This is a genomic window from Streptomyces sp. NPDC088747 (assembly GCF_044751025.1).
In the GTDB taxonomy this organism is placed as follows: Bacteria; Actinomycetota; Actinomycetes; order Streptomycetales; family Streptomycetaceae; genus Streptomyces.
Map to the genome: position 1 here is coordinate 1 of NZ_JBIVKZ010000002.1, position 26,499 is coordinate 26,499.

The 26,499-nt window shown below is 71.1% G+C and carries 23 protein-coding genes; 10 read left to right on the forward strand and 13 right to left on the reverse strand.

Features of this window, described 5'->3' with window-relative positions; translation table 11 throughout:
* The first annotated feature begins 726 nt into the window (after positions 1–726).
* Positions 727–1,725 (forward strand): tryptophan--tRNA ligase, encoded by a 999-nt coding sequence (gene trpS / locus ACIP79_RS04450; protein WP_387185106.1) that lies wholly within the window; start codon positions 727–729, stop codon positions 1,723–1,725.
* Between the two features lie 61 nt (positions 1,726–1,786).
* Here the strand turns inward: trpS and proC are convergent, their stop codons facing one another.
* The 7 genes from proC to ACIP79_RS04485 form a co-directional block, all read right to left on the reverse strand.
* A complete protein-coding gene (gene proC, locus ACIP79_RS04455) occupies positions 1,787–2,596 on the reverse strand; it encodes a pyrroline-5-carboxylate reductase (RefSeq protein ID WP_401219267.1) in 810 nt (269 codons plus the stop codon).
* A gap of 145 nt (positions 2,597–2,741) precedes the next feature.
* Positions 2,742–3,551, reverse strand: a complete 810-nt coding sequence (locus tag ACIP79_RS04460) for an ABC transporter permease (RefSeq protein ID WP_401219270.1) — start codon at positions 3,549–3,551, stop codon at positions 2,742–2,744.
* Positions 3,548–4,423, reverse strand: coding sequence for an ABC transporter ATP-binding protein (locus ACIP79_RS04465; RefSeq protein ID WP_401219272.1), 876 nt, complete (start codon positions 4,421–4,423; stop codon positions 3,548–3,550). Before ACIP79_RS04465 ends, ACIP79_RS04460 begins: the two co-directional genes overlap by 4 nt.
* A 254-nt stretch (positions 4,424–4,677) precedes the next feature.
* Positions 4,678–5,478 carry a class I SAM-dependent methyltransferase gene (locus ACIP79_RS04470; RefSeq protein WP_401219275.1) on the reverse strand — a complete coding sequence of 267 codons (801 nt, stop codon included), beginning with the start codon at positions 5,476–5,478 and terminating at the stop codon, positions 4,678–4,680.
* 440 nt (positions 5,479–5,918) lie between these two features.
* On the reverse strand, positions 5,919–6,407 hold the full coding sequence (locus ACIP79_RS04475; protein ID WP_387185095.1) for an EamA/RhaT family transporter: 489 nt from the start codon (positions 6,405–6,407) through the stop codon (positions 5,919–5,921).
* A 47-nt stretch (positions 6,408–6,454) separates the two neighbouring features.
* A complete protein-coding gene (locus ACIP79_RS04480) occupies positions 6,455–6,751 on the reverse strand; it encodes an SH3 domain-containing protein (RefSeq protein WP_401219279.1) in 297 nt (98 codons plus the stop codon).
* A gap of 72 nt (positions 6,752–6,823) precedes the next feature.
* Positions 6,824–7,150 (reverse strand): SH3 domain-containing protein, encoded by a 327-nt coding sequence (locus tag ACIP79_RS04485; protein WP_383681640.1) that lies wholly within the window; start codon positions 7,148–7,150, stop codon positions 6,824–6,826.
* A 181-nt stretch (positions 7,151–7,331) separates the two neighbouring features.
* Here ACIP79_RS04485 and ACIP79_RS04490 point away from each other — a divergent pair, with 181 nt between their 5' ends.
* Positions 7,332–9,428 carry a serine/threonine-protein kinase gene (locus ACIP79_RS04490; protein ID WP_401219282.1) on the forward strand — a complete coding sequence of 699 codons (2,097 nt, stop codon included), beginning with the start codon at positions 7,332–7,334 and terminating at the stop codon, positions 9,426–9,428.
* A gap of 46 nt (positions 9,429–9,474) precedes the next feature.
* Here the strand turns inward: ACIP79_RS04490 and ilvD are convergent, their stop codons facing one another.
* From ilvD to ACIP79_RS04510, 4 genes are all read right to left on the reverse strand, one after another.
* Entirely contained in the window at positions 9,475–11,328 is a 1,854-nt protein-coding gene (gene ilvD / locus ACIP79_RS04495) for a dihydroxy-acid dehydratase (RefSeq protein WP_401219285.1), read from the reverse strand.
* Positions 11,329–11,572: 244 nt separating this feature from the next.
* Positions 11,573–12,205 carry a TetR family transcriptional regulator gene (locus ACIP79_RS04500; RefSeq protein WP_401219287.1) on the reverse strand — a complete coding sequence of 211 codons (633 nt, stop codon included), beginning with the start codon at positions 12,203–12,205 and terminating at the stop codon, positions 11,573–11,575.
* Positions 12,202–13,026: a sugar phosphate isomerase/epimerase family protein gene (locus ACIP79_RS04505; protein WP_401219289.1), complete on the reverse strand. Its 825-nt coding sequence runs from the start codon at positions 13,024–13,026 to the stop codon at positions 12,202–12,204. The genes ACIP79_RS04500 and ACIP79_RS04505 overlap by 4 nt, the downstream gene beginning before the upstream one ends.
* 360 nt (positions 13,027–13,386) lie before the next feature.
* Positions 13,387–14,319, reverse strand: a complete 933-nt coding sequence (locus tag ACIP79_RS04510) for a Ppx/GppA family phosphatase (RefSeq protein ID WP_401219292.1) — start codon at positions 14,317–14,319, stop codon at positions 13,387–13,389.
* A 146-nt stretch (positions 14,320–14,465) separates the two neighbouring features.
* On the opposite strand from ACIP79_RS04510, the gene ACIP79_RS04515 reads away from it, so the two are divergent.
* The gene (locus tag ACIP79_RS04515) at positions 14,466–15,317 is read left to right on the forward strand and encodes a hypothetical protein (protein WP_401219295.1); all 852 of its coding nucleotides are present in this window, start codon (positions 14,466–14,468) and stop codon (positions 15,315–15,317) included.
* A gap of 41 nt (positions 15,318–15,358) precedes the next feature.
* On the opposite strand, the gene ACIP79_RS04520 is transcribed toward ACIP79_RS04515, so the two are convergent.
* A complete protein-coding gene (locus tag ACIP79_RS04520) occupies positions 15,359–17,464 on the reverse strand; it encodes a hypothetical protein (RefSeq protein WP_401219298.1) in 2,106 nt (701 codons plus the stop codon).
* A 299-nt stretch (positions 17,465–17,763) separates the two neighbouring features.
* Here ACIP79_RS04520 and radA point away from each other — a divergent pair, with 299 nt between their 5' ends.
* The gene (gene radA, locus ACIP79_RS04525) at positions 17,764–19,173 is read left to right on the forward strand and encodes a DNA repair protein RadA (protein WP_383681632.1); all 1,410 of its coding nucleotides are present in this window, start codon (positions 17,764–17,766) and stop codon (positions 19,171–19,173) included.
* Between the two features lie 68 nt (positions 19,174–19,241).
* A complete protein-coding gene (gene disA / locus ACIP79_RS04530; protein ID WP_401219301.1) occupies positions 19,242–20,366 on the forward strand; it encodes a DNA integrity scanning diadenylate cyclase DisA in 1,125 nt (374 codons plus the stop codon).
* A gap of 129 nt (positions 20,367–20,495) precedes the next feature.
* Here the strand turns inward: disA and ACIP79_RS04535 are convergent, their stop codons facing one another.
* Positions 20,496–21,350, reverse strand: a complete 855-nt coding sequence (locus ACIP79_RS04535) for a hypothetical protein (protein ID WP_401219304.1) — start codon at positions 21,348–21,350, stop codon at positions 20,496–20,498.
* Between the two features lie 454 nt (positions 21,351–21,804).
* On the opposite strand from ACIP79_RS04535, the gene ACIP79_RS04540 reads away from it, so the two are divergent.
* The 5 genes from ACIP79_RS04540 (at position 21,805) to cseC (ending at position 26,353) form a co-directional block, all read left to right on the forward strand.
* Complete coding sequence (locus ACIP79_RS04540) at positions 21,805–22,731, forward strand: A/G-specific adenine glycosylase (protein ID WP_401219307.1); 927 nt, start codon at positions 21,805–21,807, stop codon at positions 22,729–22,731.
* 222 nt (positions 22,732–22,953) lie between these two features.
* Positions 22,954–23,505: a SigE family RNA polymerase sigma factor gene (locus tag ACIP79_RS04545; RefSeq protein ID WP_383681625.1), complete on the forward strand. Its 552-nt coding sequence runs from the start codon at positions 22,954–22,956 to the stop codon at positions 23,503–23,505.
* Positions 23,493–24,158, forward strand: coding sequence for a hypothetical protein (locus tag ACIP79_RS04550; RefSeq protein ID WP_401219310.1), 666 nt, complete (start codon positions 23,493–23,495; stop codon positions 24,156–24,158). The genes ACIP79_RS04545 and ACIP79_RS04550 overlap by 13 nt, the downstream gene beginning before the upstream one ends.
* Before the next feature lie 99 nt (positions 24,159–24,257).
* A complete protein-coding gene (gene cseB, locus ACIP79_RS04555) occupies positions 24,258–24,974 on the forward strand; it encodes a two-component system response regulator CseB (RefSeq protein WP_383681654.1) in 717 nt (238 codons plus the stop codon).
* 8 nt (positions 24,975–24,982) lie between these two features.
* Positions 24,983–26,353 (forward strand): two-component system sensor histidine kinase CseC, encoded by a 1,371-nt coding sequence (gene cseC / locus ACIP79_RS04560; protein ID WP_401219313.1) that lies wholly within the window; start codon positions 24,983–24,985, stop codon positions 26,351–26,353.
* The last annotated feature ends 146 nt before the right edge of the window (positions 26,354–26,499 follow it).

The window sequence follows — 26,499 nt, forward strand, 5'->3', positions numbered from 1 at the left end:
CCTCGTCCCGACCGAACGGCCGGAGACGGGGTATCAACAAACTTGGCGTTGATTTTTGGCACGCTGTTGAGTTCTCAAGGAACGGACGCTTCCTTTGTACTCGCCCGAGAGACTCTCGGGCTTTCCTCCGGGCTTTTCCCTTCGGTCTTGCGTTTCCGACTCTATCAGACCGTTTCCGGTTCCGATTTCCTCGGTGCCTTTCAGGTTTCCGCTTTCGCGTTTCCCTTTCCGGCGGTTCCGACTCTATCAGATCCTTTCGGGCCTGATTCCCAGTCAGCGGGGCTTGTCCTCCCGGCCCTTCGGCCGTTCCGACGAGTGAGACATTAGCGGAATCCGGGCTCCCGAGCTAATCGGGGTGGCGCTCTTTCGAACGCGGATTCCTCATTTCGCAAACACACAGGAAAACGAGCCGACGACGGTTCGTCGTTCGTTGAGTGCTTGTTGCGGAATGGCCGTCCGGGGACCGACCGGAGTCGGCGCTCACGTCGGACAGCCCGGAGAACATTACGTAGGACGCGGAGGTGTGTCAACTCCGCTCCAGGAGGGGTCTGGCGGGCGTACCTTGGAGCCGTGACTACACATACGTGCACCCAGCAGTGGTGGGCCGCCTGACGGCGGCCGTACACACGTATGTACTCAACGGCCGCCGCCTCGGCGGCCGTTTTTGTGTCTCCCTCCTGGAGAGCCGGCCGGCGGGTGCGGCGGCCTCGACCAGGAGGTGGAGAGATGACGCGCATCTTCAGTGGGGTCAAGCCGACCGGGCATCTGACCCTGGGGAACTACCTGGGCGCCGTACGCCGGTGGTCTGACGTCGATCAGCACCGGGCCGATGCCCTGTTCTGCGTCGTAGACCTGCACGCGTTGACCGTGGACCACGATCCGGGGCGCGTACGCAGACTCAGTCGGCAGGCGGCGACGTTGTTGCTGGCGGCGGGTCTCGATCCGGAGCTGTGCACGGTGTTCGTACAGAGTCATGTGGACGAGCACGCTCGGCTGTCCTATGTGCTGGAGTGCGTCGCGACCGACGGGGAGATGCGGCGGATGATCCAGTACCGGGAGAAGGCCGCGCGGGAACGGGAGCGCGGTGGGAGTGTGCGGCTGTCGCTGTTGACGTATCCCGTGCTGATGGCGGCGGACATCCTGGCCTACGGGACCGATGAGGTGCCTGTCGGTGATGACCAGACGCAGCATGTGGAGTTGACCCGGGATCTGGCCACGCGGTTCAACCAGCGGTACGGGCACACGTTCGCGGTGCCTCGGGCCACGCGTCCGGTGGTCGCCGCGCGGGTCATGAACCTCCAGGAGCCGACGTCGAAGATGGGGAAGAGCGATGACGTCGGGCCCGGGGTCGTCTATCTGCTCGACGAGCCCGAGGTCGTGCGGAAGAAGATCATGCGGGCCGTGACCGACAGCGGACAGGACCTCGTGTACGACCGGGAGGCCCGGCCGGGGATCTCGAATCTGCTGGAGATTCTCGCGGCCTGTGCGGGTGGGAACCCCGAGGCCTTGAGCGGTGTATATGAATCGTACGGAGCTTTGAAGAAGGACACCGCCGAGGCCGTGGTCGAGCTCCTCAGGCCCGTACAGGAAAGGCACAAGGAGTTGTGCGCGGATCCTGCGTATGTGGAGGGGGTGTTGCGGATCGGGGCGGAGAAGGCCAGGGCGATGGCACGGCCGAGAGTGGACGCGGCGTATCAGGCGATCGGGCTGCTGGCGGCGGGCTGAAGGTCTGCGGGCGTTGGCGTGACGGAAGGTGGGGCCGGGGGCGGGCCCGGCCCCGGTTCCGTCAGCTGTTGCCGGAGGCCAGTTCGCGGCTGCGGTCGCGGGCAGCCTCCAGCGCGGCGATCAGCGCGGCGCGCACTCCGTGGTTCTCCAGTTCACGGATGGCGTTGATCGTGGTGCCCGCCGGGGACGTGACGTTCTCGCGGAGTTTCACGGGGTGTTCGCCGCTGTCGCGGAGCATCACGGCGGCGCCGATCGCGGACTGGACGATGAGCTCGTGTGCTTTGTCGCGGGGCAGGCCGAGCAGGATGCCCGCGTCCGTCATGGCCTCGACGAGATAGAAGAAGTACGCCGGTCCCGAGCCGGAGAGGGCGGTGCAGGCGTCCTGCTGGGACTCGGGGACGCGGAGCGTCTTGCCGACGGCGCCGAAGATCTCCTCGGCGTGGGCGAGGTGCTCGGCGGTGGCGTGGCTGCCGGCGGAGATGACGGACATGGCCTCGTCGACGAGGGCGGGGGTGTTCGTCATGACACGGACGACCGGAGTGCCGGTGGCCAGGCGCTCCTCGATGAAGGAGGTGGGGATGCCTGCCGCGCCGCTGATGACCAGGCGGTCGGCGGGGATGTGCGGGGCGAGTTCGTCCAGGAGGGTGCCCATGTCCTGCGGCTTGACCGTGAGGATCAGGGTGTCGGCTGCCTTGGCCGCCTCGGCGTTGGTGACCGGCGTGACTCCGTGGCGCTCCTGGAGTTCCTTGGCGCGCTCGGGGCGGCGGGCGGTGACCAGCAGGTCCGGGAGGGGCCAGCCGGCGCGGATCACTCCGCTGAGCAGGGCTTCGCCGATCTTGCCGGTGCCGAGGACTGCGACTTTCTGGGTCATGGTGCGGGTGCCCTCCGGGGGTGCGTCGTCCGGGGGCCATCCTCGCACCGGGGATGCGGGACGGGGTGAGCTGTCCGTTGGGCGGACCGCCCGAGGGTCACGGCGTGCCGGTCACACGGTCCCGCCGGTCATACGGTCCGGCCGGTCATACGGTCCGGCGTCGCAGGGTTGCCGCCCCCAAGGCCAGGACCAGGAGGGCGCAGCCCGCGACGATCAGGATGTCGTGGACGAAGGTGGTTGTCATGTCGATGTGTTTGAGGACTTCGTTCATGCCGTCCACGGCATAGGACATGGGGAGGACGTCGGAGATGGCTTCGAGGACGGGGTGCATGTCGGAGCGGGGAGTGAAGAGGCCGCAGAGGAGGAGCTGAGGGAAGATCACGGCCGGCATGAACTGGACGGCCTGGAACTCCGAGGAGGCGAAGGCCGAGACGAAGAGGCCGAGGGCCGTGCCGAGCAGGGCGTCCAGGAGGGCGACCAGGAGGAGGAGCCAGGGTGAGCCGGTGACGTCGAGGCCCAGGAACCAGACGGCGAGGCCGGTGGCCAGGGCCGACTGGACGATGGCGAGGACTCCGAAGGCGAGGGCGTAGCCGGCGATGAGGTCGCCCTTGCCGAGGGGCATGGCGAGGAGGCGTTCCAGGGTGCCGGACGTGCGTTCGCGCAGGGTGGCGATGGAGGTGACCAGGAACATCGTGATCAGCGGGAAGATCCCGAGGAGGGAGGCGCCGATGGAGTCGAAGGTGCGCGGGCTGCCGTCGAAGACGTAGCGGAGCAGGAGCAGCATCACGCAGGGGATGAGGACCATCAGCGCGATGGTGCGCGGGTCGTGGCGGAGCTGGCGCAGTACGCGGGCCGCGGTGGCGGTGGTGCGGGCGAGGTTGATCGCGCTCGCGTGGGCGCTCTCCTTGCCGCCGGTGCGCCGGGGTGCGCTGGTGGGTGTGGTCGTCGTGCTCATCGGACGGTCTCCTTGCGGGGGTGGTCGCCGGAGGGGGACTCGTTGCCGGGCGTCTCTTGCGTGGGGGGCCGACTGCCGGCCGCGTTCGCCTCGTCGACCAGGTGGAGGAAGGCGGCCTCGACGGTGTCGGAGCCGGTGCGGTCGCGCAGGGCGTCCGGGGTGTCATCGGCGAGGATCTCGCCCTCGCGCATCAGGAGGAGGCGGTGGCAGCGCTCGGCCTCGTCCATGACGTGGGAGGAGACCAGCAGGGTGGCCTCGCGTTCGGCGGCGATGGCGTGGAAGAGGTTCCAGAGGTCTCGGCGCAGGACGGGGTCGAGGCCGACGGTCGGTTCGTCGAGGACCAGGAGTTCGGGGGTGCCGAGGAGGGCGACCGCGAGGGAGACGCGGTTGCGCTGGCCGCCGGAGAGGTTGCCGGCGAGGGAGTCCGCGTGGGAGGTGAGGTCGACGTCGGAGATGGCCTGGGTGACGTCGGCGCTGCGGCGTTCGGCGGCGGCGTGGCCGGGGTCGAGGATCGCGGCGAAGTAGTCGAGGTTCTGACGGACGGTCAGGTCGTCGTAGACGGAGGGTGCTTGGGTGACGTAGCCGACGCGGGAGCGGAGCGCGGGGTCGCCTGCGGGGCGGCCGAGAACTTCGAGTGTGCCGGTGACCTTGGCCTGGGTGCCCACGGTCGCGCGCATCAGGGTCGACTTGCCGCAGCCGGAGGGTCCGAGCAGCCCGGTGATCTGGCCGCGGGGTACGGCGAAGTCGAGTCCGCGCAGGACGGTTCGGGTGCCTCGTCGGACGGTCAGGGCTTCGGCGCGGATGGCGGGCGGGCCCGGGGAGTTGGGTGGTTCCGCGGTGGGGTCGGGTGAGCCCGACGCAATATTCATCATGTGATGAATATTGCTCCCGCCCGGTGGGCTCGTCAAGCCCGACCGCGAACCTGTCCTGCCCTCAAAGTCCGACCGCCACCCGAGCGCCCGAGCGCCCGAGCGCGGACCCTGCCTTGCCCGGTCCGTAGTCGGTTCACCGCGGCCCACCGCGGCCCACCGCCGGACGTACGGCTGGAACCCGGCGGGCTGCGGCATCTGGATCACGCATCTGCGGCGGCCCTTTAGGGATGGGTCGCCGGGCGCGGTCGACGCGGTCACGGGCGGGTGGCGACGATCAGTTCGACGTCGTAGACCTCTTCGACCATGCCGTCGGGGAAGGCGGCGAGCAGGTGGGCGCGCTCCTCGGTGAGGAAGGCGTTCGCACCCGCCTCACCGAGGACCAGGAAGGCCGAGTGGCTGCCGAGGTTCGCGAGGTGGGTGTCGACGGCGACCCGGCGGCTCCAGCGGACCTGGTGGCGGTCGACGTGGAGGGAGACGTCCGGGGTGGTGGACAGGGCGGCCGCGGCCTGGGCACCGCTGCCGTTCTTCGTCACGACCGCGTCGATGCCGAGGTAGCGCTCGACGCGGTCGGCTGCCGCCGCGATCCAGGGGATGTCCAGGGCCTCGGTGTTCCACCAGAGGGCGAGCGCGCCGGCCGCCGGGCGCAGTACGCGGAAGGCCTCCGGGACGGCGAGGGCCGGGTCGGTCCAGTGCCAGGACTGCGCGTAGGTGAGGAGGTCGGCGGAGCCGGTGGCCAGCGGGAGGGCGTTGCCGTTGCCCAGCACGACGGGGGTGTCGGGCAGCGTGCGGCGGAACTCGGCCGCCATCCCCTGGCCGGGCTCGACCGCCAGCACGTTCGCGCCCCGCGCCACGAGGAGGGCGGTCGCGATGCCCGTGCCGGCGCCTACGTCCACGACCCTCGCCCCGGTGAGCGGGCGCCGCGCGAGGTCCTCAATCGCGTCGAAGAGGGCGGAGGGGTAGGAGGGGCGGTTGGCGGCGTACTGGGCCGCGGCCGCGTTGAAGGAATGGGCTCGGGTGGTGTGGCTGTGGGAATCGGGGCGTGCGTGGGAGGTCATGGGGCCATGGTGACGGGGGTGGATGGGGGAGAGCGGGGGGTTGGGGAGAGTTTGGGGTGGCGGGGTGCGGTGGGGTGAGGGGTGCTGCGCCGTTGGGCGGTTGGCTTTGGACGTTCGGCGTTCGGCGATCGCCGGGTTTCTGGTGCCTTTTGGCGGGGGTCGGGGGTGGTGTGCCTGTCGCCGGTCCGGTGGGCCGTGGGCGTCGTGCGTCCGCTGCTCTGCCGGCGGGTGCTGGACTTCGTACGTCCGCTGCCCTGCCGGCGGGCGACTGGCCGTACGTTCACCGCCCTGCCGGGGGCCCGGGCGTGGTGCGTCCGCCCCCGGTCCGGTGGGCCGTGGGGCGGCGGGCGTCCGCTGGCTTGCTGCCAGGCGCTATCCGTCGTACGTCCGCCACGCATCCGTCGTACGTCCGCCGGGCGTTCGTCGTCGCTCTCCCGTGGCTACGACGTGCGTCGCTTCTTCGAGGGGTTGCCCGTGCGGCGCTTGCTGCGGCGTTCGTACTGTTCGCGGGCCGTCTCGTACTCCTCGCGGTGGAGCTTCTCTCCCGGGGCCTCGGTGAGGGAGCGGAAGAAGTAGGCGAGGAGGGAGCCGATGAAGCCGATGGTGAGGAGGCCTCGGAGGGATGCCTGACGGTCGGGGTCGGGGCGCTTGGTGAACGCCGCCGAGGTCTGACGGAACGCGAGGGCGCTGCACACCGCGAACATCACGACGACCAGGAGGTTCACCGGCGTACCCACGTTCGCGATCTCCAGGCCCTGGTAGGCGAAGCGGAGGACGAAGCAGGCGGCCACGGCGGCCGCCAGTGAGCCGACGGCCACGGCTGCTCGGCGTGCCGTGTAGCCGTCCGTGTGGTCCACCCACCTCGTGCCGAAGAAGCGGATGGGTTCGGGCTGGGGCCCCGCGGGGGTGCCGGTGCTGTCGTCGCTCACGCGTCGATTATCGCTCCGGGGTTCCGCGGGGCCCTGCCGGGCGGGTCTCAGGCGCAGAAGGGCGCTATGTAGCCGTCGCTGCCCGTCTGGATGTAGGTGTCGGAGACGTATTCACTGACTCCGATGCCGTCCCAGATGTTCGATGTGCCGTACGGGCCGGTGACCGTCTGCCCCGCCTTCTGGCAGAAGATCGGCACGTGGGAGCCCTCGGACAGGACTCGGACGATGCGGTAGGTGGTGCCCGGGCCACTGCGGACATTGAGCCGGACGTCCGGCGCGATCGGGTAGTAGCGAAGAGCCGCCTCCGCCGCAGGCGAGCTCACCACCATGAGAAGAGCCCCCATAGCCCCTGTCAGCAGGATGGATCTGCGTTTCCGGAGTGTCATTGCCGGCCTCTCGTTGACGACGGTGGTGAGTCAGGCACAGCGCGGCGCTACATACCCGTCGCTGCCGGTCTTCACGTAGGCGTCCGAGACGTACTCGCCACTGGCGATGTTGTCCCAGATGTTCGAGGTGCCGTACGGGCCGGTCACCGTCCCGCCCGGACGCTGGCAGCGGATCGGGACCTGAGCGCCTTCCGCGAGGACCCGGACGACGCCGTAACTGGTGCCCGGACCACTGCGGACATTGAGCCGGACACCCGGCGCGACCGGGTAGTAGCGCAGGACCGCCTCGGCGGTCACAGCGGTCACGGCCAGATCCTGGTCGCGGCCCTCGATCTCCTCGATACCGTCAACAGACATGAAAAGCCTCCCCCGTTGAACCCCATGACTGCCATGGGGTCCCGTTGATTCCCCTGAATCAGGCCATGCACACACGTGCATTTCCCGCACGCGGAGGCTAGCAAGCCGCCTCCGTCCCGTACGAGTCATCGACTAGGCTCCGTGCGTCGCGCGCGCGGACGAACACAGCACGGGGGTTCCCATGGCGCCACAGCGGAACGACGAAGCGGCCCTGGAAGCGGAACTTCCCGAGTACGCCGGTCACTACCGCCTGGAGTCGTGCCTCGGCTCGGGCGGTATGGGCGTCGTGCACCTTGCCCGCGGTACGTCCGGGATGCGGGTGGCCGTGAAGGTCGTGCACGCCCGGTATGCCAAGGACCCCGAGTTCAGGGGGCGTTTCCGGCAGGAGGTCGCGGCGGCCCGGCGGGTGAGCGGTGCCTTCACGGCGTCCGTCGTCGACGCCGACCCCGAGGCCGAACGTCCCTGGATGGCCACGCTGTTCATCCCCGGACCCACTCTCGACGACGAGGTGAAGCGGAACGGGGCCATGCCGGTCGGCCAGTTGCGCCGCCTGATGGCCGGACTCGCCGAGGCGCTGCGCGACATACATCGCGTGGGTGTCGTGCACCGGGATCTGAAGCCGAGCAACGTCCTGCTCGCCGAGGACGGCCCCAAGGTCATCGACTTCGGCATTTCCCGGCCAAAGGACAGCGAACTGCGCACCGAGACGGGCAAATTGATCGGCACGCCGCCGTTCATGGCGCCCGAGCAGTTCCGTCGGCCTCGGGAGGTCGGGCCTGCCGCGGACATCTTCGCGCTCGGCTCGGTGATGGTGCATGCCGCGACCGGGCGCGGGCCCTTCGATTCCGACAGTCCGTACGTCGTCGCCTACCAGGTCGTGCACGACGAGCCCGACCTGACCGGCGTACCGGAGAACCTCGCGCCGCTGGTGTTGCGCTGCCTGGCCAAGCAGCCCGAGGACCGGCCGACTCCGGACGAGTTGATGCGGGAACTCCGGTCGGTGGCGGCCTCGTACGACACCCAGGCGTTCATTCCGGCCCAGCGACTGGGTGGTTCACCGAAGCCGGAGCCGGGTGCCGACGCGTCCGAGGCGCGCCTACGGGGGTATCTCCGTAAGCGGGTCGTCCTCGGGACCCTTGTGGCCGCCCTCGTCGCGGGCGGCGTGTTCGCCTCGGTCCAGTTGTTCGGCGGGGGAAGCGGCGCGGCGCTGAAGGACGCCTCGCACTCCGCGCCCGCGCCGTTCGGCGCCTGGGCCACCAAGCCGGCACCCGGCGCCAAGGGCATGCCTCAATGCTCGTACGGCGCGCAGCAGTTGATCTGCGCGCAGTCGGGGATGGTCGTCGCACTCGACCCGGCGGACGGTGCCGTGCAGTGGCGGCGCCCCCTCGCCGAGCTGGGTGTGTCGGACAACCCGCCTGTCCTGTCGGGTGGGTTGGTCCACATCCTGACCGACGGCGACAGACGACTGGAAGCGCTCGATCCCGACTCGGGCAGGACACATTGGGGTCTGGACGTCTCGTCGTACAACGACAGGCAGTACGCGGGAGGGATGCTCCTGCTGACCAGCCCCACCGGAAAGGTCACCGGCGTGGACAGCGCCACGGGCGAGACGAAGTGGAGCAGCCGGATACCGAACCAGGGCGTGCCGTACTTCGCCTCGTTCACCGGAGATCCGCTGGCCTACGCGATGAGTTCGGCGGACGACGGGTCGAGTACGCGCGTCACCGCGGTGGACCCGGACTCGGGCGACGTCCGGTGGGACGCGGAGCTCGACGGCTCGCTGAAGCCGGTCGGGAGCAGGAACGGCGCCGTCGTCTTCGTCTCCGTCGACAGCGTCTACGGCGACGTGGATGCCGTGGTGCGCTACACCCCGGAGACCCGCGCGTCCCGCCGGGTGTCTCTGCCCGTTCCCCTCGAACAGGCTGTCGCCACCGTGCGGGGGAACCTCGTCCACCTGCTGACCGTCGGCGGCTCCCTTGTCGCCGTCGACCTGGACGCCCAGAAGCAGAAGTGGCGCTCGGAGACGTCAGTCACCTGGGGCTCCGCGCCTGTCTCCGACGCACGGCACGTCTACTTCACCGCCGCCGACGGTCGTCTGCTCGCGATCGACGCCCGGAACGGGAAGCTCCTCGGACAGACAGAACCACGGCTCGGCGGCGGCCCGGCAGAGGTCCAGGGCGCGCTGCCCAAGCCCGTGATCGTCGACGGCCACGTCTACGCCACCGCCCCCGACGGAACCGTCTTCGCCGTGGACGGGCGCGACCCCTCCCGCTGGTGACAACCGAAGGGGCCGCCCCCGTAGGAGCGGCCCCGCGTGCGGATGCTCAGCCCAGCAGGGAGACGTCCCGGACCGCGCCCTTGTCCGCGCTGGTGGCCATCGCCGCGTAGGCGCGCAGGGCGGCGGAGACCTTGCGGTCGCGGTTGGCGGGAGCGTAGACGCCGTTCAGGGCGGAGCGGCGGGTGTCGAGTTCCTCGTCGGGGACGAGGAGTTCGATCGTACGGTTCGGGATGTCGATGCGGATGCGGTCGCCGTCCTTGACGAGGGCGATCGTGCCGCCCGAGGCCGCCTCCGGGGAGGCGTGGCCGATGGACAGGCCCGAAGTGCCGCCGGAGAAGCGGCCGTCGGTGACGAGGGCGCAGGTCTTGCCGAGGCCCCGGCCCTTGAGGAAGGACGTCGGGTAGAGCATCTCCTGCATACCGGGGCCGCCCTTGGGGCCCTCGTAGCGGATGACGACGACGTCGCCGTGGGTGATCTCCTTGCGGAGGATCTTGTCGACGGCCTCGTCCTGGGACTCGCAGACGACCGCGGGGCCCTCGAACGTCCAGATGGACTCGTCGACACCCGCCGTCTTCACGACGCAGCCGTCGACGGCCAGGTTGCCCTTGAGGACGGCCAGGCCGCCGTCCTTGGAGTACGCGTGCTCGGCGGAGCGGATGCAGCCGCCCTCCGCGTCCTCGTCGAGGGCCTCCCAGCGCTCGGACTGGGAGAAGGCCTCTGAGGAGCGGACGCCTCCGGGGGCCGCGTACCACAGTTCGAGGGCCTCGGGGGATGGGGAACCGGCCCGCACGTCCCAGGTCTTCAGCCAGTCGGCGAGGGACGGGCTGTGCACCGCGTGCACGTCCTCGTTCAGGTGGCCGCCGCGGTGCAGCTCGCCGAGGAGGGCCGGGATGCCGCCCGCGCGGTGCACGTCCTCCATGTAGTACGTACGGTCCTTGGCGACGTTCGGCGCGACCTTGGCGAGGCAGGGCACGCGCCGCGAGACCTCGTTGATCTCGTCCAGGCCGAACGGGACGCCCGCCTCCTGGGCGGCGGCCAGCAGGTGCAGGATCGTGTTGGTGGAGCCGCCCATCGCGATGTCGAGCGCCATGGCGTTCTCGAAGGCCGCGCTGGTGGCGATGTTGCGGGGCAGGACCGACTCGTCGTCCTGGTCGTAGTACCGGCGTGTGATGTCCACCACCGTGCGGGCCGCGTCCTGGTACAGGCCCTTGCGGGCCGTGTGGGTGGCGAGGACCGAGCCGTTGCCGGGGAGGGAGAGGCCGATGGCCTCCGTCAGGCAGTTCATGGAGTTGGCCGTGAACATGCCGGAGCAGGAGCCGCAGGTCGGACAGGCGTTCTCCTCGATACGGAGGATGTCCTCGTCCGAGATCTTGTCGTTCACGGCGTCGGAGATCGCGTCGACCAGGTCCAGCGTGCGGACCGTGCCGTCGACCAGCGTGGCCCGGCCGGACTCCATGGGGCCGCCGGAGACGAAGACCGTCGGGATGTTCAGGCGCAGGGCGGCCATCAGCATGCCGGGGGTGATCTTGTCGCAGTTCGAGATGCAGATCAGGGCGTCGGCGCAGTGGGCCTCCACCATGTACTCCACCGAGTCCGCGATCAGGTCGCGGGAGGGCAGGGAGTACAGCATGCCGCCGTGGCCCATCGCGATTCCGTCGTCGACGGCGATCGTGTTGAACTCGCGCGCGATGCCTCCGGCGGCGGTGATGGCCTCGCTCACGATCCGGCCGACCGGCTGGAGGTGGGTGTGGCCCGGCACGAACTCCGTGAAGGAGTTGGCCACCGCGATGATCGGCTTCCGTCCGATGTCCGCGCCCGGTACACCGGAGGCGCGCATAAGGGCGCGTGCGCCCGCCATGTTGCGGCCGTGGGTGACTGTGCGGGACCTCAGCTCGGGCATCGTCGCTCGCTCCTTCGCAGGGATACCGGCTCGTGCGGGCCGGCGGTCGTGACTGCTGGTCGTGACGTCTGGTCGTGACTGCTCGTCGTGGCTGCTTGCCTTCACGGCTGGTCGTCAGTGATTCGAGCGTACGCCGGTGCTCCAAGGGCTGGACAGGGTGTCCGGTATGCGGGACGGGTGTCTCGCCGGGCGGTCACCTCTGAAGGGGCCGCCCGGCGAGACCCGGGGCCGCCGCAAGAACCGCTCAGGAACCCGTCAGATGTCCCTGCACCACCGGCGCCACCCGCTCGATGATCCGCTCCACGTCCGTGGAGGCCAGCGGCTCCAGCTTGATGACGTAGCGCAGCATCGCGATGCCCACCAGCTGGGCCGCCGCGAGTTCGGCGCGCAGCTCGGCGTCCGGGAGGTCGAACTGCAGCGCGATGCGGCGCATCAACTGGGCGACGAGGAGACGGCGGAAGACGGCGGCGGCGGCCTCGTTGTTGAAGGCCGAGCGGACGATCGCGAGCAGCGGGGCGCGGGTCGTCGGGTTCTCCCAGACCCCGAACATGAAGCGGGTCAGGCGCTCGCCCACGCCGTCGAGCGGTCCGTCCGCCACCGCGGTCGACGCGGCCAGGGCGGGCGCGACGGCGACCTCGATGGCCGCTTCGAAGACCTGTTCCTTGGTGCCGAAGTAGTGGTGCACGAGCGCGGAGTCCACGCCCGCGGCCTTGGCGATCCCGCGCACCGACGTCTTCTCGTAGCCCCGTTCGGAGAACTCCTCGCGGGCCGCGGCCAGGATGCGGTCGCGGGTGGCGGGGCCCGCCTCCGTCTGCGTACGGGAGGGGCGGCCCCGGCGGCGCGGGGCGGCCGCGTCCCGCGATGCGGCGTTCGTCACCGGCGGGGCACCTTCACCGCGGAGGCGAGGTGCAGCCTCGTGAAGGCCAGCGCCTCCGTCAGGTCGGCCTCGCGCTCGGCGCTGGACATGGCGCGGCGGGTGTTGACCTCGATGACGACGTGGCCGTCGTAGCCGGTCAGTGCGAGGCGTTCCAGCAGTTCGGCGCAGGGCTGGGTGCCGCGGCCGGGCACAAGGTGCTCGTCCTTGTTGGAGCCGTTGCCGTCGGCGAGGTGGACGTGGCCCAGGCGGTCGCCCATGCGGTCGATCATGTGCAGGGCGTCGGTACGGGCCGTCGCCGTGTGACTGAGGTCGATCGTGAAGTGACGGTAGTCCTCCTTCGTCACGTCCCACTCGGGTGCGTACGCGAGCATCTCGCGGTCGCGGTAGCGCCAGGGGTACATGTTCTCGACGGCGAACCGTACGTCCGTCTCGTCCGCCATCCGCCAGATCCCGGTGACGAAGTCACGGGCGTACTGGCGCTGCCAGCGGAAGGGCGGATGGACGACGACCGCGGCGGCGCCGAGCTTCTCCGCCGCCGCCTGCGCGCGCTGGAGTTTGATCCACGGGTCGGTGGACCACACGCGCTGCGTGATCAGCAGGCAGGGGGCGTGCACGGCGAGGACCGGGACCTGGTGGTAGTCGCTGAGTCTGCGCAGCGCGTCGATGTCCTGGCTGACCGGGTCGGTCCACACCATGACCTCGACGCCGTCGTACCCGAGGCGCGCGGCGATCTCGAAGGCCGTCGCCGTCGACTCCGGATACACGGACGCCGTGGACAGCGCGACCTTCGCATCCGGGATGCGCACAACTGGTTCTGCCACGAGGGACAGGGTACGGGTTGCCTCCGGCGGTTGGTTTGGAGCGCCTTCGGCCAGCGACTTTCGGAGCCGTGGGGATCCAGAGCACCTCTGAGGGCGCCGTGCGGGTGCCGTTCACGCGCCCGTCCCGCGCCCCGTGGACGCCGTGCGAGCGCCGTGCGAGCGCTGTACGGCGCACCGCGAGCGCCGGGCGGGTGTCGTGTCCTGCACGCGCCGCGCGAACGCGGTACGGGTGCACCGCGAACGCCACGCGGGTGTCCTACCTGCGCCGCGCGAACGTCGTACGAGTCCACCGCGAACCCCGTACGGCTGCACCGCGAGCGCCGCGCGAGCCAGCTGTTCCGACAACTCCGGCTACTCCGGCTACTCCGACACCATCTGATCCAGCCGCCGCAGGATCACGCCCTCCCGCAGTGCCCACGGGCAGATCTCCAGCGTCTCCACCTCGAACAGGTCCATCGCGCCCTCGGCGACCAGCGCCCCCGCGAGGAGCTGGTTCGCGCGGCCCTCGGAGACTCCGGGGAGTTCGGCGCGCTCGTCGGCGGTCATCGCGGCGAGCCGGGGGACCCAGTCCTGGAGGGAGCGGCGTTTGAGTTCGCGCTGGACGTACAGGCCGTCGGCGGAGCGGGCGGCGCCGGCGATACGGGCGAGCTGCCGGAAGGTCTTGGACGTGGCGACCACGTGGTCCGGCGCCCCGAAACGGCTGAACTCCCCGACCGTACGGGCGATCTGGGCCCGCACATGGCGTCGCAGCGCCCGGACGGCGGCGGGGTCGGGGGGATCCTCGGGGAGCCAGCCCGCGGTCAGTCGGCCCGCGCCGAGCGGCAGTGAGGAGACCGCGTCCGGCTCCTCGTCTATCCCGTAGGCGATCTCCAGGGAGCCGCCGCCGATGTCGAGGACGAGGAGCTTGCCCGCCGACCAGCCGAACCAGCGGCGGACGGCGAGGAAGGTGAGCCGGGCTTCTTCCGCACCGGTCAGCACCTGGAGCTCGACGCCGGTCTCGGCCTTGACCCGGGCGAGTACGTCGTCCACGTTGCTGGCCTCGCGCACGGCGGAGGTGGCGAACGGCAGCAGAGCCTCGACACCCTTGTCCTCGGCGGCCTCCATCGCGTCCTTGACCGTCTCGATCAGTTTGTCGACGCCCTCGCGGTCTATCGCCCCGCTCGCGTCGAGCAGTTGGGCGAGCCGCAAATCGGCCTTGTGCGAATGCGCGGGCAACGGCCGGGCGCCGGGGTGCGCGTCCACCACCAGCAGGTGCACCGTGTTCGATCCCACGTCGAGGACACCGAGTCTCATGTACGGAACGCTACTGCGAGTCCGGCCATTCGAGTGGCCCGGGGCGGAGTCGCTCGACGAGGAGCGCTGGTCGGGCGGGAGATGGGACGTCCCCGGCGCGCGCTGAGGCGTCTCCGGAGCGGGCTCGGGCGACTTACCCTGGACAGGTGCCAAAGACGAAAAAGGCGAAACCCGACAAACCGGCCAAGGGTTCCTTGCAGGCGAAGGCCACGAAGTCCAAGAAGTCTCCGGACCTGAGCCCGGACCGGAGCGACGAGAAGGGGCTCGACTTCGCTCGTGCGTGGGTGGAGTTCCCGGATCCCGCCGACGCCGAGCAGGTGTTCCGCTGCGATCTGACATGGCTGACCTCTCGCTGGAACTGCGTCTTCGGAAGCGGCTGCCAGGGCATCCAGGCGGGCCGCGCCGACGACGGCTGCTGCACGCTGGGCGCCCACTTCTCCGATGAGGACGACGAGAAGCGGGTGGCCGGATTCGTGGCGAGGCTCACGCCGGAGCTCTGGCAGCACCACGACGTGGGGACGAAGACCGGCTGGGTCTCGGAGGACGAGGACGGCGACCGCCAGACCCGCCCGTACAAGGGGTCGTGCATCTTCCAGAACCGTCCGGGCTTCGCGGGCGGCATGGGCTGCTCGCTGCACATCCTGGCCGTCAAGGAGGGCCTCGAGCCGCTGGAGACCAAGCCGGACGTCTGCTGGCAGCTTCCCGTGCGGCGGACGTACGAGTGGATCGACCGGCCCGACGACACCCGGGTGCTCCAGGTGTCCATCGGTGAGTATGACCGCCGCGGCTGGGGTCCTGGCGGCCACGACCTGCACTGGTGGTGCACGTCGGCGACCTCGGCGCACGGCGCGGGTGACCCGGTGTACGTCTCCTACCGTCCCGAGCTCGTCGAGCTGATGGGCAAGGAGGGCTACGGCCGGCTCGTCGAGCTCTGCGAGGAGCGACTGGCCTCCCAGCTGCCCCTGCTGGCTCCGCATCCGGCCGACCCGGTCCTCTGAGGGCCCCGAGGTTCTGACACCCGGCGCGCCGCGGGCTGTCACTACGAGGACGGGCTCGGGCTGCCGCTCCCGCCGGGCGGCGGGGTCGAGCCGCCCGGGTCGGACGGCTCCGGGTCGGAGGGCGTCGGCTGGGGGTCGGACGGGCTCGGGCCGCTGGGCGTGGGCTCCGGGTCGGACGGGCCAGGACCGCTCGGTGTGGGGCCGGGGTCGGACGGCGTCGGATCGCTGGGGCGCGGGCCGGGTCCACCGGGCTCGGTCGGGCGCGCGGTGCCGTATCCGCCGATCGTGACCAGGGCGCCCACCGGTGCGATCGACACCCGCGCGCTCCAGGGGCCCACCGGCTCGCGCAGATGATCGACGTACACCTTGATCGTCGTCGATTCGCCGGGTTCGAGCGTTCCCGAGGACCGGCTCAAGTAGAGCCAGTGGGCGCCGGTGCGGGCGGACCAGTGGACCGGTGAACTCCCGGACGCGGTCAGGGTGATGAGGGTCGTGTCGCCGCTGTTGCCGGCTGACACGGAGAGGTGTCCGGCGCCCGGTGCCTGGCTGCTCCCGGGGGCGCTGATGACCTCCACGGAGACGTCGGGCGAACCGCCGCCCTGGGTGAAACGGCTGTCGGGGCGGGTGCTGGCGTTACCGGCGTTCTCGTAGCCGCCCGGCTGGTCGCCGTCGCTGCCGTGGTCGTCCCGCCCCTCGCTCGCGGTGACCGGGCGGCCGTCCGTGCCCTCGCCGGTGAGGGGCGCGCCCCGGTAGGCCGCCCAGAGGGCGAGCACGGGGGCCGCGACGACGGTGGCCACGACGGTGGTGGTGACGGCACGCGCGCGGAGCCGGTCCCGGCGCGCGGCATGGTCCTTGGGGTCCATCGGGAAACCGCGCCGGTCGAAGCGCGGAGCACTGCCCCGCGCGCGCGGGGCGTGCGCCATCGCGACGTGCAGGGCCGCACGCGGGGCCTCCAGGACGGGAAGCGCGGCGGGCGTGACGGTGGTGCCGGGCCAGGACCCGGCGACCGCGCGCTCGGCCGTACGACGACAGCGCGGGCAGTCGTCGACATGCCGGACCAGCTCCCGGCGCAGGGCGGTGCCGAGCACGAGCTGGTTGTCGCCGGTGAGACGGGCGACGCTCGGGCAGGTGCCGGTCTCCACGACGGCGAGCGCGGCGCGGGTGCGTTCGACCTCGCAGGCGGCGGAGCCGAGCAGTTCGCGCGCGGAGGCGAGGTCCATACCCAGGACGGCGGCGACCTCGTGGGCGGCGAGCTGGTGACGTACCGCGAGTTCGAGCGCCTCGCGCTGCTCGGGGGTGGTGCCGGCGGCCTCCGGCCAGGCCAGCAGGGCGAGTTCCCGCCGATGCCGGGCCCGGGTCTCCTCGGAAGCGGGGGCGGAGGCGGGGGGCGTTTGCGCGGAAGCGGGTGCGGGTGCGAAGGCGGAGCCGGAAGCGGGCGCGTAGCCGACCGAGCCGACCGAGCCGGAGGAACCGGAGGAGCCGGAGGAACCGGAGGAGCCGGAGGAGCCGGAGGAACCGGAGGAACCGGAGGAACCGGAGGAACCGGAGGAACCGGAGGAACCGGAGGAACCGGAGGAACCGGAGGAGCCGGAGGAGCCGGAGGAGCCGGAGGAGCCGGAGGGGGCTGCCGCGGCGGAGGCTGCCGCGGCGGCGCTCACGGCCTCCGCCGCGCGCCGGTCCGCGGCGTCCTTGTCCACCGGCGCGTGCGCCCCCGCGCCCGCCGTCCCGCGCGCGGGCTTGAGGGCGCCCTTGGAGGCGCTCCTGTGGCTTCCGCGCCCTCGGACGGCGGCGTGCGCCGCCTGTCGCCCGCGCCTGGTCTCGGCGAGTGTGCGCAGGCAGGCCCAGCGCGCCAGCGCGTACAGCCACGCCCTGCGGTCGCCCACGGCCTCCGGGGCACGAGTGCCCCGGCGTTCGGCCACTGCGAGGACGTCCCCCAGGGCGGCGGTCGCCGCGTCGTAGTCGCACAGGACGGACAGACAGTAGGTGAACAGGCCGTCCAGATAGGGCTCGTAGCGCGCGGGTGGGCGCTGGGCCATGGTGGTGCGGTTCGACGCGCCACGGGGCGCGGCCGCCCGCTCACGCGCGTCTTCGTGCGCCCGGTGTGCGCCGGTGGTGTGTGTGGAGGTCTCCGGACTGCTGCTCTTCACCCGTGCGACCGTAGGGGCCTTTCGGTGGCCCCTTCCTCCCCCTTGAGCACATTTAATCCGTACGGGTGAAACGATCCCTCATTAGGGGACATGAACCTCCGTTTCCGTGGCCCACACCGTAACCACGGGCGATGGCAATGCCATACGGAGGGGCGCGTGCCGAGCACGATTCGGGCACGCCGGCACGGACTAGTCCGCGGCTCGGAGGGACTTGTCCAAGGCTCGGGAGGTCCCGCTTCGGGATGGCCCCGCGCACAGCGGCGTCCGCGCTGTCAGTGGGCTCGGTTACGGTTCGGTTCATGGCTGCCCGTACGAAATCCGCGAAGGACCGGCCGTCCTACCGCTGCACCGAGTGCGGCTGGCAGACGGCCAAGTGGCTCGGCCGCTGCTCCGAATGCCAGGCGTGGGGGACGGTCGAGGAGTACGGCGCCCCCGCCGTCCGTACGACGGCCCCCGGCCGCGTCACGACCTCCGCGGTGCCCATCGGGGAGGTCGATGCCCGCCAGGCGACCGCGCGCTCCACCGGTGTGCCCGAGCTGGACCGGGTGCTGGGCGGCGGCCTCGTCCCCGGCGCGGTCGTCCTCGTCGCGGGCGAACCGGGCGTCGGCAAGTCCACGCTGCTCCTGGACGTGGCGGCGAAGTCGGCGAGCGACGAGCACCGCACGCTGTACGTCACGGGTGAGGAGTCGGCCAGCCAGGTGCGGATGCGCGCCGACCGCATCAAGGCGATCGACGACCACCTGTATCTCGCCGCCGAAACCGATCTGGCCGCCGTTCTGGGCCACTTGGACGCGGTGAAGCCCTCCCTGCTCATCCTGGACTCCGTGCAGACCGTCGCCTCCCCGGAGATCGACGGAGCGCCGGGCGGCATGGCCCAGGTCAGAGAGGTCGCCGGAGCGCTCATCCGGGCCTCCAAGGAGCGCGGCATGTCCACGCTCCTCGTGGGCCATGTCACCAAGGACGGCGCGATCGCGGGCCCCCGTCTCCTCGAACACCTCGTGGACGTCGTCCTGAGCTTCGAGGGCGACCGGCACGCGCGCCTCAGGCTCGTGCGAGGGGTCAAGAACCGCTACGGGACGACGGACGAGGTCGGCTGCTTCGAGCTGCACGACGAGGGCATCACGGGACTGGCCGACCCCAGCGGCCTCTTCCTGACCCGTCGCGCCGAGCCGGTCCCCGGCACCTGCCTGACGGTCACTCTGGAGGGCCGCCGCCCCCTGGTCGCCGAGGTGCAGGCGCTCACGGTCGACTCCCAGATCCCCTCCCCGCGGCGCACGACCTCCGGTCTGGAGACCTCCCGCGTCTCGATGATGCTCGCCGTCCTGGAGCAGCGCGGCCGGATCACCGCCCTGGGGAAGCGGGACATCTACTCCGCGACGGTCGGCGGTGTGAAGCTCTCCGAGCCCGCCGCGGACCTCGCGATCGCGCTCGCACTCGCCTCCGCCGCGAGCGACACCCCGCTCCCGAAGAACCTCGTGGCGATCGGCGAAGTGGGGCTCGCGGGCGAGGTCAGACGGGTCACGGGCGTTCAGCGCCGGCTCGCCGAAGCCCACCGTCTCGGCTTCACGCACGCCCTCGTCCCGACCGACCCGGGCAAGATCCCTCCCGGCATGAAGGTCCTGGAAGTCGCCGACATGGGGGCCGCGCTGAGCGTCCTCCCGCGCTCCCGTCGTCGAGAGGCCCCACGGGAGGAGGAAGCGCGCCGGTAGACTTTGCCCTGGTCTTGCCCGTCGTGACGAACTGAGGGCGGCCGGAAACCCGCGACCCGAGGAGTGCAGTGGCAGCCAACGACCGGGCAGCAGCTCCCGGAAAGTCCGGTGGGAGCTCCGGTGCCGATGGCCTGATGCGCGCCGCCCTGAGCGCCGTGGCACCCGGCACGGCGCTGCGTGACGGGCTGGAGCGGATCCTCCGCGGCAACACGGGCGGGCTCATCGTGCTCGGCTGGGACAAAACCGTCGAATCGATGTGTACCGGCGGATTCGTCCTGGACGTCGAGTTCACCTCCACGCGGCTGCGCGAGCTGTGCAAGCTCGACGGCGGCATCGTGATCGACAAGGATCTCACCAAGATCCTGCGGGCCGGTGTCCAGCTGGTGCCCGACCCGACCATCCACACCGAGGAGACCGGCACCCGGCACCGCACCGCGGACCGGGTGAGCAAGCAGGTCGACTACCCGGTCGTCTCCGTCTCCCAGTCGATGCGCCTGATCGCGCTCTATGTGGACGGCCAGCGCCGCGTGCTGGAGGACTCCGCGGCGATCCTCTCCCGTGCCAACCAGGCCCTGGCGACCCTGGAGCGCTACAAGCTCCGGCTCGACGAGGTCGCCGGCACCCTGTCCGCCCTGGAGATCGAGGACCTGGTCACGGTCCGCGATGTCTCCGCGGTGGCCCAGCGGCTGGAGATGGTGCGCCGGATCGCCACCGAGATCGCCGAGTACGTGGTGGAGCTGGGCACGGACGGACGCCTTCTCTCCCTCCAGCTCGACGAGTTGATCGCGGGTGTCGAGCCCGAGCGTGAACTCGTCGTACGGGACTACGTGCCCGAGCCGACCGCCAAGCGTTCCCGCACGGTCGACGAGGCTCTCTTCGAGCTGAACGCGCTCAGCCATGCCGAGCTCCTCGAACTGTCCACGGTGGCACGGGCGTTGGGTTACACCGGCTCCCCCGAGTCGCTGGACTCCGCGGTCTCCCCGCGCGGTTACCGCCTGCTCGCCAAGGTGCCCCGCCTGCCCGGCGCGATCATCGACCGCCTGGTGGAGCACTTCGGGGGCCTTCAGAAGCTCCTCGCGGCCAGCGTCGACGACCTCCAGACGGTCGACGGCGTCGGCGAGGCGCGGGCCCGCAGCGTCCGGGAAGGCCTCTCACGGCTGGCGGAGTCGTCGATCCTGGAGCGCTACGTCTAGCAGCGCGTCCGGCGCCGCGTCCGAGGCGCGTCCGTTCGCCGCGTTCCTGCTCCACACCCGCACCCGACGCCGAGTCCCGCCCCCAAGCCCTGCGCCCCGTAACGCCGTTCAGTCCTTGGTTAGGACGAATCAGTCCTTGGACAGGACGAACGACGTCTGGGCCTTCGTCAGCCCCGGTGCCTTCGCCTCCACCAGGTAGGTGCCCGCGGTCGCCGAGATCGCGGGCGGTGTGCCGCACTCGGGGGCGCTCGCCCTGCGGTCCCACTCCACGGTGTGCGTCACCTGCGAGTTGGCCCCGACACGGAGGAGCAGACTGCCGGAGCCCTTCGGGCAGTCGCCCGAGTCCCAGATGTCCTCGTCGCTCCCGGCCTGAACGATCGTCACCAGGGTGTTCTTCGGGCCGAGGTCGACCTTGCAGTCGCTGCCGGAGGTGTTCTTGGCGATGAGCTCGAACTTGGGTTTCTCACCGGGCGCGTACGTGTTGCGCACGCTGCGCAGCGTCAACCGGACGGCGCCCGCGGTGCAGTTGGGGACGTCGGAACCGGCCGGAAGCTGACCGGCCGCCCCTCCGGTGCCGTTGGACCCCGCGGCGGACCCGGTGTCGCCGCTCCCGGCGGAGCCTCCCGACCCGGCGGTGGACCCCGCACTGGAGCCGGACCCCGACCCGTCGCCGGACCCGTCACCGGTCCCGCCGTCCGAGCCGCTTCCGCCCGAGCCTCCTCCGCCCGTGCCGGCGGTCGACTCGTCGCGCCCGCCCGGGTTTTCACTGATCGCGGGTCCGGAGCCGGAGGGCCCGGGAGTGATCGAGGGCGCGGGATTCTTTCCGTTGGACCCGTCGCCGTTGTTCGACCCGCCTCCGCCGCCCGAGCCGACCACCCACACGATCAGCAGCGCCAACAGGGCGAGCATGGACAGCAGAACGGCCCTCCGACGCCAGTAGATGGTGGAGGGAAGCGGCCCGACCGGATTGCGCAGTGATCCCACGGCGCAAACTGTACGAGAGATCCGCCCCGGCACTTGCCCCACCCGCCGCCCCGGAGCAACTTTTCCGGATCATCATCCCGGCCGACGCGCCTACGCGGCACCGGGGTTGGGGGATTCGCCCCCTCCGTCCGGTACTTGTCCGGTACTTGACCCCCGTCCCGTACTTGACCCCCTCCGCCCGGTACAGCGGTTCGCCCACCCCGCTCCCGGATCGCACCCACGCTCTCGTCGCACGAAGGACGAACCCTGCCGCCGCGCGAGGACCACGGCTGTCACGGCCGGACGACTGTCACCGCGGGACGACTGACAAGACCGGCACGACTGAACCGGCACGACGGAAGGGCCGGCACTACGAGCACGACCGCGACCACGACCACGACCACGACCACGACCACGACCACCAGCCTCGTCCTCAACCGCGCGGCGGGCCGCACATGGCAGGATCGACACCGTCATGACTGCACCCACCACACCCACACCCACGCCCCGGCCCGCCGCCCCCGGCGCGGGCGAGACCCTGCACACCCCCGTCATCGCCTGGTTCGACGCGCACGCCCGTGACCTCCCCTGGCGCCGCCCGGACGCCGGCCCCTGGGGAGTGATGGTCAGCGAGTTCATGCTCCAGCAGACGCCGGTGAACCGCGTGCTGCCCGTGTACGAGCAGTGGCTGTCCCGCTGGCCCCGCCCCGCGGACCTGGCCAAGGAGCCCCCGGGAGAAGCGGTCCGCGCCTGGGGACGCCTCGGCTACCCGCGCCGCGCGCTGCGCCTGCACGGAGCCGCGGTGGCCATAACGGAACGGCACGGCGGCGACGTACCCGCGGAGCACGCGCAGTTGCTCGCGCTGCCCGGGATCGGCGAGTACACGGCGGCGGCCGTGGCGTCGTTCGCGTACGGCCGGCGGCATGCCGTGCTGGACACGAACGTGCGGCGGGTCTTCGCGCGCGCGGTCACCGGCGTGCGCTACCCCCCGAACGCGACGACGGCGGCGGAGCGCAGGCTCGCCCGCGCGCTGCTGCCCGACAGCGAGCGCACCGCCTCCCGCTGGGCGGCGGCCTCCATGGAGCTGGGCGCGCTCGTCTGCACGGCGAGGAACGAGGACTGTGACCGCTGCCCCATCGCGGCGCAGTGCGCGTGGCGTCTGGCGGGCAAACCCGAGCACGAGGGGCCGGCGCGGCGCGGTCAGACGTACGCCGGTACCGACCGCCAGGTCCGCGGCAGGCTTCTCGCCGTGCTCAGGGAGGCGGTCGCGCCGGTGCCGCAGTCCGTGCTCGACCGGGTGTGGGACGAGCCGGTCCAGCGGGCCCGCGCCCTCGACGGTCTCGTCGCCGACGGGCTCGCGGAACCTCTCCCGGGCGGTCTGTATCGGCTTCCGCTGACGTAACCGACGTCACCGGCGCGGCAAAACGCCCGCAACCGGGATGTACAGAGGTCTCGTCTTACCCATGGCCTACATCCGTTACACAACCGACGGACAGCCGAGCGTTCCCCGCGTGCTGGCTCGGACAACCCCGTGACAACCCCTCCGTAGCTTCTTCTCAGGCAACGGACAACCGGTCGCCGGCGACAGCCGGCGGGCCGGAAACGGGGATGGAGGCGGTTGATCATGGCGCACGGCGAGGTACTCGAGTTCGAGGAATACGTCCGCACCCGGCAGGACGCGCTGCTGCGCAGTGCCCGCCGTCTGGTCCCCGACCCGGTCGACGCCCAGGACCTTCTCCAGACCGCGCTCGTACGGACGTACGGCCGCTGGGACGGGATCGCGGACAAGCGGCTCGCCGACGCCTACCTGCGGCGCGTGATGATCAACACGCGGACCGAGTGGTGGCGGGCCCGCAAGCTCGAAGAGGTTCCGACCGAGCAGCTTCCCGACGCCTCCGTCGACGACTCCACCGAACAGCACGCGGACCGCGCCCTCCTCATGGACATCATGAAGGTGCTGGCTCCCAAGCAGCGCAGTGTCGTGGTGCTGCGACACTGGGAGCAGATGTCCACGGAGGAGACGGCCGCCGCGCTCGGCATGTCGGCCGGTACCGTCAAGAGCACACTGCACCGGGCGCTGGCCCGGCTCCGTGAGGAGCTGGAGAACAGGGACTACGAGGAGCGCGGATCGCGTGCGCTCGAACCGAGTGAGGGGCGGGAGCGTTGCGCGGCCTAGAAAACCGGGCCAGTAGAGCCGGGGCGGCCCGGCAGACCCTCAAGGCGGGGAGTGCGGCGGTCGCGCTCGCCGCCCTCGGTCTTTCCCTGACGGCCTGTGCGACGGGCGGCACGGGTGCCCGTGACGAGGGCCCGGCGGGCAGCGACGCGGTGACCGGTACCGCCCAGACGCCCATGGCCTCCGCCACGAGCGCCCCGCGGCGCGTCGACGCCGTCAAGATCCTCCAGGACGACCCGTCGGTCAGCCCGGCGGTCAAGAGCGCCCTGAAGCCGTGCGTCGCCGACGAGTACCCGGTCGACGTGTCCTACGGGAAGCTCACCGGCGGAAGTACGAACGACGTGGTGGTCAACGTGATGACCTGCGCGGACGCCGTCGGCGTCGGTTCGTACGTGTACCGCGAGAAGAACGGCCGGTACGAGAACGTCTTCAAGGCCGAGGAGCCGCCGGTCTACGCCGAGATCGACCGCGGCGACCTGGTGGTCACCCAGCAGCTCTACGCGAAGGGCGACCCGGTGTCGTACCCCTCCAGCGAAGAAGTGATCACCTACGGCTGGTCGCTGGCCCACTTCGCCGAGGAGTCCCGGATCCACAACGACTACAGCAAGGCGGTGGGCGGCTCGGCCGAGCCCACCCTCCCCCCACCCGGGAACTGAGAGCAGGGGATGACGGACCCTCGGATGGCAGACCAGCGGATGTCGGAGAACCGGATGTCGGAGAACCGGACGGTGGAGCACCGGATGTCGGAGTACCGCATGTCAGAGCAGACCCACGTTCTCTTCGTCGAGGACGACGACGTCATCCGCGAGGCCACTCAACTCGCCCTGGAGCGCGACGGCTTCGCGGTCACCGCGATGCCCGACGGCCTCTCGGGACTTGAGGCCTTCCGCGCGAACCGCCCCGACATCGCGCTCCTGGACGTCATGGTGCCCGGCCTCGACGGCGTCAGCCTGTGCCGCCGTATCCGCGACGAGTCGACCGTCCCGGTGATCATGCTGTCGGCGCGCGCCGACTCCATCGACGTCGTCCTGGGGCTGGAGGCGGGCGCCGACGACTACGTGACCAAGCCCTTCGACGGCGCCGTCCTGGTCGCCCGCATCCGGGCCGTGCTGCGCCGCTTCGGGCACGCGAGCGGCCCGGCGAACGGCCCTTCCGCGGAGGGGCACTCCTCGGTCGACGGCAGCGTGCTCTCCTTCGGCGACGGCAGCCTGGAGATCGACACCGAGGGCATGGAGGTCCGCAGGGGCGGTACGCCGGTGGCGCTGACCCCCACCGAGATGCGGCTCCTCCTGGAGTTCTCCTCGGCGCCCGGCACGGTACTGAGCCGCGACAAGCTGCTGGAGCGCGTGTGGGACTACGGCTGGGGCGGTGACACCCGCGTCGTCGACGTCCATGTGCAGCGGCTGCGTACGAAGATCGGCCAGGACCGGATCGAGACGGTCCGCGGCTTCGGCTACAAGTTGAAGGCCTGAGCAGGGGTATGCGGGGGATATTCCACCGCCTGGTTCCGGGGAGAGCGAACCGGGCGACGAGCCGCGGCGCGGGTATCAGGACCGGGGTACGGACCGGCGTCCGCTGGAAGCTCAGCGCCGCGATCGCGTTCGTCGGCGCGCTCGTGGCGATCGCGCTGAGCCTGGTCGTGCACAACGCGGCGCAGGTGTCGATGCTCGACAACTCGCGCGATCTGGCGGACGAGCGGCTCCTCGTCGCGCAGCGCATGTACGAGTCGGGGCGGACGCAGGCCTTCGGGGTGGAGGTCGACGACCCGGCGATCCCCAAGGACCTGCTGACGAAGGTCGCCGAGGGGCGGCGCGCCACCTACGTCGCCGACGGCCCCAGCGGAGTGCCGGACATCTGGGCCGCCGTACCGCTAAAGGACGGCCGCGTCCTCTCCCTCCACACCGGTTTCACGGACCGCAACACCGACGTCATGACCGACCTCGACCAGGCGCTGATCATCGGCTCGATCGCGGTCGTCTTCGGCGGCAGCGCGCTCGGCGTGCTGATCGGCGGCCAGTTGTCGCGCCGGCTGCGCAAGGCCGCCGCCGCGGCGAACCAGGTCGCGAGCGGTGACACCGACGCGCGGGTGGGTGACTCCATCGGCGGCGTCCTGCGTGACGAGACGGACGACCTGGCCCGCGCGGTCGACGCGATGGCGGACGCGCTCCAGCAGCGCATCGAGGCCGAGCGCCGGGTGACCGCGGACATCGCGCACGAACTGCGTACGCCGGTGACCGGGCTGCTGACCGCGGCGGAACTGCTGCCCCCGGGGCGGCCGACCGAGCTCGTCCGCGACCGGGCCCAGGCCATGCGCACGCTGGTCGAGGACGTCCTGGAGGTCGCGCGGCTCGACGGCGCCTCCGAGCGGGCCGAGCTCCAGGACATCCTGCTGGGCGAGTTCGTGTCCCGGCGGGTGGCGGCCAAGGACGCCGACATCGAGATCAGCGTCGTGCACGAGTCGGAGGTCACGACCGACCCGCGCCGCCTGGAGCGCGTGCTGTTCAACCTGCTCGCCAACGCTGCCCGGCACGGCAAACCGCCGGTCCAGGTCACGGTCGAGGGCCGCGTCATCCGCGTACGCGATCACGGGCCCGGCTTCCCCGCCGAACTCGTCGCCGACGGCCCCAGGCGTTTCCGTACCGGCAGCACGGACCGCTCCGGCCACGGCCACGGCCTCGGCCTCACCATCGCGGCCGGCCAGGCCCGCGTCCTCGGCGCCCGCCTCACCTTCCGCAACGTCCGTCCCCCCGGCGCCCCCGAGGACGTCCCCTCCGAGGGCGCGGTAGCCGTCCTGTGGCTCCCGGAACACGCCCCGACGAACACGGGAAGCTACCCGATGCTGCCGGACTAGTGCATTCCAGCCCGTCCGGCGTTTGAGGACGAGCGCGAAGCGCGAAAGGGGGGTCTGGGGGCGCAGCCCCCAGGAACGGGACGGGAAGGGGCGGAGGGGGCGAAAAAAACCACCCCGCCCCCGTACGCGTACGGCAACAGACGAAG

Bases quoted from the DNA above. Each gene is read 5' to 3' on its own strand.
- trpS (WP_387185106.1), top strand. From the start codon at position 727: ATGACGCGCATCTTCAGTGGGGTCAAGCCGACCGGGCATCTGACCCTG.
- proC (WP_401219267.1), bottom strand. From the start codon at position 2,596: ATGACCCAGAAAGTCGCAGTCCTCGGCACCGGCAAGATCGGCGAAGCC.
- ACIP79_RS04460 (WP_401219270.1), bottom strand. From the start codon at position 3,551: ATGAGCACGACGACCACACCCACCAGCGCACCCCGGCGCACCGGCGGC.
- ACIP79_RS04465 (WP_401219272.1), bottom strand. From the start codon at position 4,423: ATGATGAATATTGCGTCGGGCTCACCCGACCCCACCGCGGAACCACCC.
- ACIP79_RS04470 (WP_401219275.1), bottom strand. From the start codon at position 5,478: ATGACCTCCCACGCACGCCCCGATTCCCACAGCCACACCACCCGAGCC.
- ACIP79_RS04480 (WP_401219279.1), bottom strand. From the start codon at position 6,751: ATGGGGGCTCTTCTCATGGTGGTGAGCTCGCCTGCGGCGGAGGCGGCT.
- ACIP79_RS04485 (WP_383681640.1), bottom strand. From the start codon at position 7,150: ATGTCTGTTGACGGTATCGAGGAGATCGAGGGCCGCGACCAGGATCTG.
- ACIP79_RS04490 (WP_401219282.1), top strand. From the start codon at position 7,332: ATGGCGCCACAGCGGAACGACGAAGCGGCCCTGGAAGCGGAACTTCCC.
- ilvD (WP_401219285.1), bottom strand. From the start codon at position 11,328: ATGCCCGAGCTGAGGTCCCGCACAGTCACCCACGGCCGCAACATGGCG.
- ACIP79_RS04510 (WP_401219292.1), bottom strand. From the start codon at position 14,319: ATGAGACTCGGTGTCCTCGACGTGGGATCGAACACGGTGCACCTGCTG.
- radA (WP_383681632.1), top strand. From the start codon at position 17,764: ATGGCTGCCCGTACGAAATCCGCGAAGGACCGGCCGTCCTACCGCTGC.
- ACIP79_RS04540 (WP_401219307.1), top strand. From the start codon at position 21,805: ATGACTGCACCCACCACACCCACACCCACGCCCCGGCCCGCCGCCCCC.
- ACIP79_RS04545 (WP_383681625.1), top strand. From the start codon at position 22,954: ATGGCGCACGGCGAGGTACTCGAGTTCGAGGAATACGTCCGCACCCGG.
- cseB (WP_383681654.1), top strand. From the start codon at position 24,258: ATGTCAGAGCAGACCCACGTTCTCTTCGTCGAGGACGACGACGTCATC.
- cseC (WP_401219313.1), top strand. From the start codon at position 24,983: ATGCGGGGGATATTCCACCGCCTGGTTCCGGGGAGAGCGAACCGGGCG.